This window comes from Streptomyces sp. NPDC058701, assembly GCF_042715295.1.
Classification (GTDB): Bacteria; Actinomycetota; Actinomycetes; order Streptomycetales; family Streptomycetaceae; genus Streptomyces.
Genome location: NZ_JBHXSY010000088.1, coordinates 1 through 11,339 on the forward strand (window position 1 = coordinate 1; position 11,339 = coordinate 11,339).

Consider the following 11,339-nt stretch of genomic DNA (forward strand, 5'->3'; position numbering starts at 1 on the left):
CCCACCGGAGGAACCGCATGGCACGCACGCCGTTGCCCGAGCGACGCCGCCAGCTGACGGAGGCGGCGATCCGCGTGATGACCCGCGACGGGGTCGCCCGGGCGACGACCCGCTCCATCTCCGCCGAGGCGGGCGTCTCGCTGAGCGTCTTCCACTACTGCTTCGACTCCAAGCAGGCCCTCTTCGAGTCCGTCATCACGGCCATCACCGACCACTACGTGACGGTGGTCAAGGAGGCGATCCGGCCCCGGCCCACGCTGCGCGAGACCATCCGGGCGGGCTTCGAGGCGTACTGGGACCACGTGCGCGCCCACCCGGGCGAGCACATGCTGACCTACGAGCTCACCCAGTACGCCCTGCGCCAGCCCGGCTTCGGCCACCTGGCCCGCCGCCAGTACGAGCTGTACGGGGAGACGTACGCCGAGCTCATCGAGCAGCTGCGCCGCACCGCGGCGTTCGACCTCAGCGTCCCGGTGCCGGTGCTGGCCCGCTACCTGGCGGCCATGACCGACGGGTTCACCCTGAGCCTCCTCGTCCTCGGCGACGACGGGGGACCGGCGGGCGCGCCGGTCGTCGACACCATCACCGAGATGATCACCGCGCACGTGGTGGGGCTGGTCGAGGACGGCCCGGCCGCGCTCGGTCCGGCCGCCGTCGGTCCGGCCGGCGCGCGGCCGACCGGCGCGTAACCGGGGGCGGCTAGCGTCGGCGGACCCGCCCGCCGGGCGGTGCCTCCGCCGGGCGACGCGCATCAGCCGGGCGGGAGCCGTCCGCCAGGAGAGGCCGCCATGCCGGGTCCCGTGTCCGGTTCCGCCGTACGCAGCTCCGCCGTACGCAGCTCCGCCACCCCGGCCGCCGCCGCCCCGGCGGCTCCGGCCGTGTCCGCCGCCACCCCGGCCGCCACCCCGGCCGCCGCCACCCCGGCCGCCGCCGCCCCGGCGGCTCCGGCCGTGTCCGCCACCCCGGCCGCCGCTGCCCCGGCCGCCGTCGCTCCGGCGGTGTCCGCCGCGGGGGCGGGCGGGCCCGCGGGCGTCCGCCGTGCCCCGGCGCCGCCCTCCGCCGGGGCCGCGTTCCACACCGTCAGCGCCGCCGCGACCGCGCTACTGGCGCTGGCCGCGCTCGGCGCCGTCCTGCGCGAGCCGGTACTGATACCGCCGCTGGCCGCCAGTGCCGCCCTCGTGCACGGCGCCCCTGCGCTGCCGTTCGCCCAGCCGCGGAGCGTCCTGCTGGGGCACCTGCTCGGCGCCGCGACCGGGTACGCGGTCCTGTACACCGCCGGCGGCAGCGCCTGGGCCGCCGCGGTGGCCGCGGCCCTGACCCTGGCGCTCACCCTGGCCGCCCGCGCACCGCACTCCCCGGCCTGCGCGACACCGGTGGTGATCGTCCTGCAAGCGCCCGGCCCGGCCGCGTTCGTACCGCTCCTGCTCGGTGCGGGGGCCCTGCTCGTCCTCACCGAGTACACGGCCTCCCGCATCCGCCCGTCGGCGCCGCGCTACCCCGCGTACTGGTGGTGAACCCCGCCCCCCGCACCCACCCGGAGGGCAGGGCTACTCCTGGTCCCGCTTCTCGTCCCGGTCCCGCTTCTCGTCCTTCTCGTCCTGCTCGTCCCGCAGGGACTTCAGGAACTCCGGATTGTCGTCCGGCGCCACCCACGCGGCCCGGCGCGCCCGGCCGCCGCCGAAACCACCGCCGCCGCCGACCGCGGACCGCTTCTTGCCCGCGAACAGCCACACCACCGGCCCGACGATGGAGAACAGCAGGATGATGATCACCCAGACCACCTTGGGAAGGTGCTTGACCTCCTCCTCCGGCGTGTTCAGGCAGTCGATGAAGGTGTAGATGGTCAGCCCGATGATCAGCAGGAACGGCAGATAGCGCAGCACGGTGTGGGACCGACTCCCAGGCAGTGGCGGCGGGCCCGCGTCGGGCCCCGGTGACTCCTCCAGGGTAGTTGGTGACGGATACTTGCCCCTATGGCTTACGACGATCTCCGCTCGCTGCTCCGGGCTCTGGAGCGGGAGGGCGACCTCAAGCGCATCAAGGCCGAAGTCGATCCGTACCTGGAAATCGGCGAGATCGTCGACCGGGTGAACAAGGCGGGCGGGCCCGCCCTGCTCTTCGAGAACGTCAAGGGCTCGGCGATGCCGCTGGCCATGAACGTCTTCGGGACCGACCGCCGGCTGCTCAAGGCCCTCGGCCTGAAGTCGTACGCCGAGATCAGCGAGAAGATCGGCGGCCTGCTGAAGCCGGAGCTGCCGCAGGGCTTCATCGGGGTCCGCGAGGCCTTCGGCAAGCTGGGGTCGATGATCCACGTGCCGCCGAAGAAGGTGAAGGGCGACTCCGCGCCCGTCCAGGAGGTCGTCCTCACCGGGGACGACGTGGATCTGGAGCAGCTGCCGGCCCTCTTCACCTGGCCCAAGGACGGCGGCTCCTTCTTCAACCTCGGCCTCACGCACACCAAGCACCCCGAGACGGGCGTGCGCAACCTCGGGCTCTACCGCCTCCAGCGCCACGACAAGCGCACCATCGGCATGCACTGGCAGATCCACAAGGACAGCCGCAACCACTACGCGGTCGCCGCCGCGCGCGGCGAGCGGCTGCCGGTCGCGATCGCCTTCGGCTGCCCGCCCGCCGTGACGTACGCCTCCACGGCGCCGCTGCCGGGGGACATCGACGAGTACCTCTTCGCCGGGTTCGTCGCGGGCAAGCGGATCGAGATGGTGGACTGCAAGACGGTCCCGCTCCAGGTCCCGGCCAACGCCGAGGTCGTCATCGAGGGCTGGCTGGAACCGGGGCAGACCCTTCCCGAGGGCCCCTTCGGCGACCACACCGGTTTCTACACGCCGCAGGAGCCCTTCCCGGCACTGAAGATCGACTGCGTGACGATGCGCAAGCGCCCGCTGATCCAGTCGATCGTCGTGGGCCGGCCGCCGACCGAGGACGGCCCGCTGGGCCGGGCGACGGAGCGGTTCTTCCTGCCGCTGCTGAAGATCATCATTCCGGACATCGTGGACTACCACCTGCCGGAGTCGGGCGGCTTCCACAACTGCGCCATCGTCTCGATCGACAAGAAGTACCCGAAGCACGCGCAGAAGGTCATGCACGCCATCTGGGGCGCACACATGATGTCGCTGACGAAGCTGATCGTCGTGGTGGACAAGGACTGCGACGTCCACGACCTGCACGAGGTGTCCTGGCGGGCGCTCGGGAACACCGACTACGCCCGTGACCTCACCGTCGTCGAGGGCCCGGTGGACCACCTCGACCACGCCTCGTACCAGCAGTTCTGGGGCGGCAAGGCGGGCATCGACGCCACGAAGAAGCTCCCCGAGGAGGGCTACACCCGCGACGGCGGCTGGCCCGACATGGTCGAGTCCGACCCGGCCACCGCGGCTCTGGTGGACAGCCGCTGGAAGGAATACGGACTGTGAGCATCGCCGTGGGCGGACCCGCCCTGTTCATCGGCAGCGACACGCCCTGCGTGGCGCTGGTGCGCCCCGAGATCGACCCGGCGCAGCAGGGCGTACGGGAGGCGGCCGAGCGGGCGGGCGTGACGCCCGAGGAGTTCGCCGGTCCCTCGGACCTGTGGCAGCTGATCGCCGACCGGACCGACGGCGAGGGCCGGGAGGTCGACCTGCCCGAACTCGCCGACGCCGACGCGGCCGCCTTCGCGCAGCGCCTGCTGGAGGCGACCGCCGACCCGGAGGCCGAGTTCACGGTGGAACTCGCGGTGGCCGGGCACGGCCTGCTCCGCCTCGACGGCCGCCCGGCCGGCGAGGGCTTCGCCTTCCTGGCGCGGGTCACCCCGCCCGGCTCCGACGCGGCGGCGCCGCTGGACGTGGAGATCGGCCCGACGGCCCTCGCGGACCTGCGCGCCGAGCTCGAACAGTTCCGCCGGAGCCTGTGATGGCCACCGCCGACGGGATCGTCGGGCAGGGGAGCCCCGCGCCGGAGGCCACGGGCAAGGTGAAGGCCTTCCTGCGGCTCGTGATGATCGAGCACTCGGTCTTCGCGCTGCCCTTCGCCTACATCGCCGCCCTGACCGCCATGTTCCAGCTGGACCGCACGGTCCACTGGGGCACGCTGCTGCTCGTCACCGTGTGCATGGTGGGCCTGCGGACCTTCGCGATGGCCGCCAACCGGATCATCGACCGCGAGATCGACGCCCGCAATCCGCGCACCGCCGGCCGCGAGCTGGTCACCGGTGCGGTGTCGGTGCGCTCCGCCTGGACCGGGGCCGGGATCGCGCTCGCCGTCTTCCTCGGCTCGGCCGCGCTGCTGAACCCGCTCTGCCTGGCGCTGGCGCCCGTCGCGGTGATCCCGATGGTGGTGTACCCGTACGGCAAGCGGTTCACGAACTTCCCGCACGCCATCCTGGGCCTGGCCCAGGCGATGGGCCCGGTCGGGGCCTGGCTGGCCGTCACCGGCGAGTGGTCCGGCGACGCGGTGATCCTCGGGCTCGCGGTGGGCGTGTGGATCGGCGGCTTCGACCTGATCTTCGCCTGCCAGGACGTGGCGGCGGACCGTGCGGAGGGCGTCAAGTCCGTCCCGGCCCGCTTCGGTGTCCCGGCGGCCCTGTGGGGTGCCCGCGGCGCGCACGTCGTGACCACGGGCCTGCTGGTCTGGTACGCCCTGGCGACGGGTGCGGGCGCGTTCTTCTGGGCCGGTCTGGTGGTCGTCGTCGCGGCGTTCCTCTACGAGCACACCATCGTGAAACCGCACGACCTGTCCCGGCTGAACCGGGCGTTCTTCACGGTCAACGGTTTCATCGGGATCGCGCTGTTCGTGTGCGCCCTGCTCGACCTGGTGGTCAGGGGCCTGTCCGTATAGGGCGGGCGGGCCGGCGGAAGTACAGCGCCGTCAGCACGCCCGCGACCAGGCCGATGAGGTGGGCGTACCAGCCGACGCCGGAGTCGGTCGGCACCACGCCGAGGAGGAACGAGCCGCCCCAGTAGGCGGCCGCCGCCAGGCCCACGGCGATGCCCAGCGGGCTGCGCTCGACGAAGCCGCGCACGACCACGTACCCGAAGAGGCCGAAGACCAGGCCCGAGGCGCCGGCCCCGAGGGTGTGGGGCGGGGCGACCAGCCAGGAGCCGACGCCGACGGCGAGGCAGACCAGCGCGCTCACCGCGAGGAAGCGCCGGATCCCGCTGAGCGCGGTGACGAAGCCGAGGACCAGCAGCGGGAAGCTGTTGGCCGCCACGTGGCCGAAACCGAAGTGCAGGAACGGGTGGGCGACGATGCCGACGAGGTGGTCGGGGTCGCGGGGCCTGACGCCGTAGGGGTCCAGGGCGTGGCCGGTGACCAGGTCGATCCCCTCGATCAGCCAGAGCAGGGCGACCAGACCCAGCATCAGCTTCGCGGCGGCCTTGGCCCGGTCGCCGCGCGTCCATGTCGGTTCCAGCGTGGTGCTCACGTGCTCCCCCTCGTACGGTCCCGCCTCGTACCGTCCCACCCCCTGGAACGTCTGGGACACCTTAACGAGTGCCCGCTCGCATTGGCCGGATAGTCTCGGAGGTATGACTGAGCGCAAGCGCACCCCGTGGGTGGTCGGGGTTTCCGGGGCGTCCGGGACGCCGTACGCGGCGGCGGTCCTCCGCGGGCTGCTCGCGGCGGGGGAGGGCGTCGACCTGGTGGTGAGCCGGGCCTCGCGCCTGACGCTGCTGGACGAGACCGGGATCGCGTTCCGGGACGCGCACTGGCGGGACGACCTCGCGCAGTGGCTGGCCCGGGGGGCCGACGGCAAGCCGGGGACCTTCCTCGACGTGCCGCTCGACGACGTGCGGTACTGGGGCGCCGGGGACCTCGCGGCCGGGCCGAGCTCGGGCTCGTACCCGGTCAAGGGGATGCTGATCGTGCCCGCGTCCACGGCGTGCGTGGCGGGGGTGGCGCTCGGGCTGTCGAAGGACCTGCTCCAGCGGGTCGCGAGCGTGACGCTCAAGGAGCGGCGCCGGCTGGTGGTCGCGGTGCGGGAGACCCCGCTGAACGGGCAGACGCTCAAGCACCTGGTGGCGCTGGACGAGGCGGGCGCGGTCGTGCTGCCCGCCTCTCCGGCGTTCTACGCGGGTGCGACGCACATCCAGGACCTGGTGGACTTCGTCGCGGGGCGGGTGCTCGACGCGGCAGGGGTGCCGCACGGGCTGTACCGCCGGTGGGAGGGGGAGCTCGGTGGGGGCTCCCGATCCCGGGAGGCGAGCGGTGGGGGCTAGGCCTTCTTGGCGGCCCGCGGGCCCCGGGTCTTGTCCGCGCGGTGCGCGGCGGCGGGCTGGTGGGCACGGGATCGGTTGGCCAGCTCCTGGAGCTGTCGCATGTGCGCGTAGGCCATCTCGATCGTGTACACGGTGAACCACTCCTGAAGATCGTCAGTGATCTGTTGAAAGATTCGCAGGGTGTTGACCCTGCGCGCCTTAGATTCTATACCTAGACTTGCAGGATCGCCGAATAATGGAAGGCTCCACGTAAATGGACACGGTGGATAGGCAGCTCATCCAGGCACTTCGCGAGAACGGTCGTGCCTCGTACGCGGAGCTGGGCCGTCTCGTGGGCCTCTCCGGCCCCAGCGTCACCGACCGCATCAACCGGCTGGAGACGGCCGGCGTCATCACCGGCTACCGCGCGACCGTGGCCGCCGCCGAGCTCGGCCTCGGCGTCACGGCGCTGATCGGCATCTCGCTCTCCGACGCCGCCGACCACGAGGACGTGGCGCGCCGGCTCAAGGACCTCGCCGAGATCGAGGACTGCTGGTTCATCGCGGGCGACGACTCCTTCATGCTGAAGGTGCGCGCCAACGACGTGGACGGTCTGGAGAAGATCATCCGCAGGCTCTCCGGGACGAAGGGCGTCTCCCGCACCCGGACGACCATCGTGCTCTCCACCAAGTGGGAGAACCGGGTCGGGGAACTTCCCGAGGAAGCCTGAGAGTACGGTTGGTCGCGGTTGCAGGCAGCAGGCGGCAGCAGCGGGACAGGGCTGCGGGACACAGAGGAAGGCGGGCGACCGGCATGGACGCTGGGCTCAAGCGCGAGCTGGAGGAGAAGGTCCGCTCCGGCGAGCGGCTGACGCGTGAGGACGGTATCGCCCTCTACGAGTCGGACGACCTGGCCTGGCTCGGCGGCCTCGCCCACGAGGTGCGGACGCGGAAGAACGGCGACGTCGTCCACTTCAACGTCAACCGCCACCTCAACATGACGAACGTGTGCACGGCGTCGTGCGCGTACTGCTCGTTCCAGCGCAAGCCGGGCGAGAAGGACGCGTACACGATGCGCATCGAGGAGGCCGTGCGCCTGGCGAAGGCCATGGAGAACGACAACCTCACCGAGCTGCACATCGTCAACGGCCTGCACCCGAACCTGCCGTGGCGCTACTACCCGCGCTCGCTGTCGGAGCTGAAGAAGGCGCTGCCGAACGTCTCGCTGAAGGCGTTCACCGCCACCGAGATCCACCACTTCGAGACGATCTCCGGCATGTCGGCCTCCGACATCCTGGACGAGCTGATCGAGGCGGGCCTGGAGTCGCTCACCGGCGGCGGCGCGGAGATCTTCGACTGGGAGGTCCGCCAGCACATCGTCGACCACCGCACCCACTGGGAGGACTGGTCGCGCATCCACCGCCTCGCGCACTCCAAGGGGCTCAAGACGCCCTCGACGATGCTGTACGGGCACATCGAGGAGCCGCGCCACCGCGTGGACCACGTGCTGCGGCTGCGCGAGCTCCAGGACGAGACCGGCGGCTTCCAGGTCTTCATCCCGCTGCGCTACCAGCATGACTTCGTGGACATGCAGGACGGCAAGGTCCGCAACAAGCTCCAGGCGCGGACGACGATGGCGACCGGCGCGGAGGCGCTGAAGACCTTCGCGGTCTCGCGCCTGCTCTTCGACAACGTGCCGCACGTGAAGGTCTTCTGGGTGATGCACGGCGTGCAGACCGCCCAGCTGGCGCTGCAGCATGGCGCGGACGACATGGACGGCTCGGTCGTCGAATACAAGATCACGCACGACGCGGACAACTACGGCACCCCGAACAAGCTGGGCCGCGAGGACCTGCTGGAGCTGATCCGGGAGGCCGGCTTCCGACCGGTCGAGCGCAACACCCGCTACGAGATCATCCGCGAGTACCCCGGCCCGGTCGAGGGTCTGCGCGAGACCCCGCAGGCCATGCGCGTCTGACGCGCTCGCACTCCGCTCCACGATCAAGCCCCGGCCGGGACGGCCGGGGCTTGCGTGGTCGTGGGGTGCGTGGTCGAGCGGTGCGTGGACGAGGCAGAATGTAATGAATAGAATCCAGCTATGACCCTTACTTTCACCCTGGATCCGGTGATCGACACGACTCTGCGTGACGGCATCCTGGAACTGTGGGCCGACGTCACCAACGCGGACGGCGCCGTCGGATTCGTCCCCCCGGTCACGGTGGACGACATCCGCCCCGCGCTGATCACGCAGCTCGCCTCGGTGGCCGACGGGGGCAGCCGGCTGCTGGTCGGCCACGACGCCGACGGCGGGCTCGCGGCGACCGCGTTCCTCACCCACAACACGCACCGGCTCCAGCTCCACTGGGTGTGGGCGTACACGGTGATGGTCCACCCGCGCCTCCAGGGCCGCGGGTACGGCCGCGACCTGATGGCCGCGGTGGAGGCCGCGGGCCGCTCCATCGAGGGCGTCGACGCCATCCGCCTCGGCTGCCGCGGCGGCCACGGCCTGGAGCACTTCTACGCGGCCTGCGGCTACAAGGAGGTCGGCCGCGTCCCCGAAGCCATCCGGGTGGCGCCGGGCGACGACCGCGACGACATCACGATGCTCCTGCCGCTGCGCTGACGCGCGGCGGGACCGGACCCCCGGCGGCCCTGAGCGCAAGCCGGGCGTGCTTCACTGGACGGGCACATCCCGACGCAGGACGACGAGAGAGAAGGGGTCACCGTGTCCCTCAAGCCGAGCGCAACGATCCGCTACACCGCGATGCGCCTGGGCATCTTCGTCGGATGTCTCGTCGCCGTCGCGGGCCTCGTCCGCCTCGGCTGGGTGCCCTCCTCGATCGGCGACGCCAACTTCGCCTGGATCGTGCTGCTCGCCCTCGTCATCTCCGCCCCGCTCTCCTTCGTCCTCCTGCGCAAGCAGCGCGACGAGATGTCCGAGCAGATCTCCGGGCGCGTCGCCGGTGCGAAGGAGAAGCTCGCCTCGAACCGCAGCCAGGAGGACCTGGCGGACGACGCGGCACGCGTGAACTCGTAGCTCCCGCCGTTGGCTTCCTCACACACCGAACCGCCCCAGCGACGGGTATACCGCCCGTAACGCTGGGGCTTTCGCGTGTCCAGGGCCGGTGTGCGGGATTCCCGTGCGCCGTCGACCCAAAGAACGCCTTTGAGATTCTCAAAGCGCAAGTGTTAGCGTGTTCACCATGTCGACCCCAGCTGCGCACCCGATGACCATGAGCGTTCCGCTCGTGGCGCGCCTGCACGTCGACCTCTGCCGCCGCGTTTCCGCGGCCTGTTGCTGTTGTCGCTGACGACCGCTCCGCGTTGAGCCGAATCGATACAGCAGCGGTCCCGGCCGGCCCTTTTCCGGCTGCCGCCACCGCAGAACCCATCCCGTCAGTTCGTTGTGCGTCCCCCGGAGAGTGTCCGTGTCCGCGACCCCCCAGGCCCAGGCTCCCGCCAAGGCCTCGTTCAAGTTTCCCTTCTGGGCCCAGATAATCGCCGGCCTCGCGCTCGGTGTCCTGTTCGGCTGGCTCGCCCGCAGCCAGGACATCAGCTGGCTCGGCACCACCCTGGAGAAGACCGGCGACCTGTTCGTCCAGCTGCTGAAGCTGGCGGTCGCCCCGCTCGTCTTCTTCGCGATCCTGGTGTCGATCACCAACCTCCGGAAGGTGAACAACGCCGCCCGGCTGGCCTCCCGCACGCTCCTCTGGTTCATGATCACCTCGCTGATCTCGGTCGCGATCGGCATCGGCATCGGCCTGCTGACCGACCCGGGCTCCGGCACCGGCCTCACCGCCGCCGACGGCAAGGAGCCGAAGCGGGCGGGCTCCTGGATCGACTTCCTGACCGGCATCGTGCCGACGGACATCGTCACGCCGTTCACCGAGCTCAAGGTCCTCCAGATCGTCTTCCTGGCCGTCGTCGCCGGCATCGCCGCCCTCCAGCTGGGCAGCAAGGCCAAGCCGGTCCTCGACCTCGCCGAGTCCGTCCTGGAACTGCTCCAGAAGGCCCTGTGGTGGGTCATCCGCCTCGCCCCGATCGGCACCATCGGCCTCATCGGCACCGCGATCGCCACGTACGGCTGGGACCTCATCGGCAAGTACGCGACCTTCACCGCCGACGTCTACATCGGCTGCGCCCTCGTGATGTTCGGCGTCTACCCGCTGCTGCTCGCCACCGTCGCCAAGGTCAGCCCGCTCCAGTTCTTCAAGGGCGCCTGGCCCGCCATCCAGCTGGCGTTCGTCTCCCGCTCCTCGGTCGGCACGATGCCGGTCACCCAGAAGGTCACCGAGCGCCTCGGCGTCCCGAAGGAGTACGCCTCCTTCGCCGTCCCGTTCGGCGCCACCACCAAGATGGACGGCTGCGCCGCCATCTACCCGGCGCTCGCCGCGATCTTCATCGCGCAGATCTTCGACGTGCAGCTGGGCATCAAGGAATACCTGCTCATCGCCTTCGTCTCGGTGATCGGCTCGGCCGCGACGGCCGGTCTGACCGGCGCCACGGTCATGCTGACCCTGACGCTCTCCACCCTCGGCCTGCCGCTGGCCGGCGTCGGCCTGCTGCTGGCGATCGACCCGATCCTCGACATGATCCGCACCGCCACCAACGTGGCCGGCCAGGCCCTGGTCCCGGTCATCGTCTCGGCCCGCGAGGGGATCCTGGACAAGGAGGCGTACGCCTCGGCCTCGGCATCCGCCCTGGACGAGCCGGAGCCGGAGTCGGCCCCGGCCCAGACCCCGGCCGCCGGCGCGGCGGACGCCCCGGCGGAAAAGGTCCCGGCCACCGTCTGACCGTCCCGCCCCGTACCCGCCGCAGCCCCCGTCCCCGTCCGGGCGGGGGCTGTCGGCGTACCGGCGCCGTCCCGGCGGGGGTCAGCGGCCGGAGGCGTGCGCCACGAACCGGGCCCAGGCGGAGGGGGCGACGGTGAGGTGGGGGAGCCGGCCGTCCTTGGAGTCCCGGACGTGGACGGCCCCGGGGCCATCGGCGGCCATCTCGACGCAGTCGTTGATGTCGCCGCTGTCGCTGAAGCTGCTCTTGAAACCGGGTCCCGGGTCTCCGCGACGCGGACGAGGGCGCGGAGGGAGGGCGGGGGCTGCTGCTGGTGGACGCGCTCGCGGACCGGTGGGGGGTGGACCGGGGGCTGTCGCCG

At 71.4% G+C, this 11,339-nt stretch carries 15 protein-coding genes; 11 read left to right on the forward strand and 4 right to left on the reverse strand.

Annotated elements, in window-relative coordinates; all coding sequences use genetic code 11:
- The first annotated feature begins 17 nt into the window (after window positions 1-17).
- Window positions 18-689 (forward strand): TetR/AcrR family transcriptional regulator, encoded by a 672-nt coding sequence (locus ACFWW8_RS37325; RefSeq protein WP_386537068.1) that lies wholly within the window; start codon window positions 18-20, stop codon window positions 687-689.
- 99 nt (window positions 690-788) lie between these two features.
- Window positions 789-1,514: an HPP family protein gene (locus ACFWW8_RS37330; RefSeq protein ID WP_386537070.1), complete on the forward strand. Its 726-nt coding sequence runs from the start codon at window positions 789-791 to the stop codon at window positions 1,512-1,514.
- A 33-nt stretch (window positions 1,515-1,547) separates the two neighbouring features.
- Here the strand turns inward: ACFWW8_RS37330 and ACFWW8_RS37335 are convergent, their stop codons facing one another.
- Window positions 1,548-1,883 carry a PLD nuclease N-terminal domain-containing protein gene (locus tag ACFWW8_RS37335; RefSeq protein WP_386537073.1) on the reverse strand — a complete coding sequence of 112 codons (336 nt, stop codon included), beginning with the start codon at window positions 1,881-1,883 and terminating at the stop codon, window positions 1,548-1,550.
- A gap of 90 nt (window positions 1,884-1,973) precedes the next feature.
- Between ACFWW8_RS37335 and ACFWW8_RS37340 the strand changes: the two genes are divergently transcribed.
- Genes ACFWW8_RS37340 through mqnP form a run of 3 tightly spaced genes read left to right on the forward strand, consistent with a single transcriptional unit; the run spans window position 1,974 to window position 4,830 of the window.
- Complete coding sequence (locus tag ACFWW8_RS37340; RefSeq protein ID WP_386537075.1) at window positions 1,974-3,431, forward strand: menaquinone biosynthesis decarboxylase; 1,458 nt, start codon at window positions 1,974-1,976, stop codon at window positions 3,429-3,431.
- Window positions 3,428-3,907 carry a hypothetical protein gene (locus ACFWW8_RS37345; protein WP_386537077.1) on the forward strand — a complete coding sequence of 160 codons (480 nt, stop codon included), beginning with the start codon at window positions 3,428-3,430 and terminating at the stop codon, window positions 3,905-3,907. The genes ACFWW8_RS37340 and ACFWW8_RS37345 overlap by 4 nt, the downstream gene beginning before the upstream one ends.
- Entirely contained in the window at window positions 3,907-4,830 is a 924-nt protein-coding gene (gene mqnP / locus ACFWW8_RS37350) for a menaquinone biosynthesis prenyltransferase MqnP (protein ID WP_386537079.1), read from the forward strand. The genes ACFWW8_RS37345 and mqnP overlap by 1 nt, the downstream gene beginning before the upstream one ends.
- Here the strand turns inward: mqnP and ACFWW8_RS37355 are convergent.
- Entirely contained in the window at window positions 4,811-5,353 is a 543-nt protein-coding gene (locus ACFWW8_RS37355) for a rhomboid family intramembrane serine protease (protein ID WP_386537097.1), read from the reverse strand. The two genes, mqnP and ACFWW8_RS37355, sit on opposite strands and share 20 nt — an antisense overlap.
- 166 nt (window positions 5,354-5,519) lie before the next feature.
- On the opposite strand from ACFWW8_RS37355, the gene ACFWW8_RS37360 reads away from it, so the two are divergent.
- Complete coding sequence (locus ACFWW8_RS37360; protein WP_386537082.1) at window positions 5,520-6,209, forward strand: UbiX family flavin prenyltransferase; 690 nt, start codon at window positions 5,520-5,522, stop codon at window positions 6,207-6,209.
- On the opposite strand, the gene ACFWW8_RS37365 is transcribed toward ACFWW8_RS37360, so the two are convergent.
- On the reverse strand, window positions 6,206-6,340 hold the full coding sequence (locus ACFWW8_RS37365; RefSeq protein ID WP_386537085.1) for a hypothetical protein: 135 nt from the start codon (window positions 6,338-6,340) through the stop codon (window positions 6,206-6,208). The two genes, ACFWW8_RS37360 and ACFWW8_RS37365, sit on opposite strands and share 4 nt — an antisense overlap.
- Window positions 6,341-6,462: 122 nt before the next feature.
- On the opposite strand from ACFWW8_RS37365, the gene ACFWW8_RS37370 reads away from it, so the two are divergent.
- The 5 genes from ACFWW8_RS37370 to ACFWW8_RS37390 all read left to right on the forward strand — a co-directional run bounded on the left by ACFWW8_RS37370 (window position 6,463) and on the right by ACFWW8_RS37390 (window position 10,980).
- Window positions 6,463-6,918 (forward strand): Lrp/AsnC family transcriptional regulator, encoded by a 456-nt coding sequence (locus ACFWW8_RS37370; protein WP_267724008.1) that lies wholly within the window; start codon window positions 6,463-6,465, stop codon window positions 6,916-6,918.
- 83 nt (window positions 6,919-7,001) lie between these two features.
- The gene (mqnE, locus tag ACFWW8_RS37375) at window positions 7,002-8,165 is read left to right on the forward strand and encodes an aminofutalosine synthase MqnE (RefSeq protein WP_267724010.1); all 1,164 of its coding nucleotides are present in this window, start codon (window positions 7,002-7,004) and stop codon (window positions 8,163-8,165) included.
- 120 nt (window positions 8,166-8,285) lie between these two features.
- Window positions 8,286-8,810 carry a GNAT family N-acetyltransferase gene (locus ACFWW8_RS37380; RefSeq protein WP_386537090.1) on the forward strand — a complete coding sequence of 175 codons (525 nt, stop codon included), beginning with the start codon at window positions 8,286-8,288 and terminating at the stop codon, window positions 8,808-8,810.
- 141 nt (window positions 8,811-8,951) lie between these two features.
- The gene (locus tag ACFWW8_RS37385; RefSeq protein WP_386537100.1) at window positions 8,952-9,224 is read left to right on the forward strand and encodes a DUF4229 domain-containing protein; all 273 of its coding nucleotides are present in this window, start codon (window positions 8,952-8,954) and stop codon (window positions 9,222-9,224) included.
- Between the two features lie 385 nt (window positions 9,225-9,609).
- Window positions 9,610-10,980, forward strand: coding sequence for a dicarboxylate/amino acid:cation symporter (locus ACFWW8_RS37390; protein WP_386537092.1), 1,371 nt, complete (start codon window positions 9,610-9,612; stop codon window positions 10,978-10,980).
- Window positions 10,981-11,061: 81 nt separating this feature from the next.
- On the opposite strand, the gene ACFWW8_RS37395 is transcribed toward ACFWW8_RS37390, so the two are convergent.
- Window positions 11,062-11,339, reverse strand: a 278-nt coding sequence (locus ACFWW8_RS37395; RefSeq protein ID WP_386537095.1) for a DUF397 domain-containing protein, incomplete at its 5' end; no start/stop codon positions are given.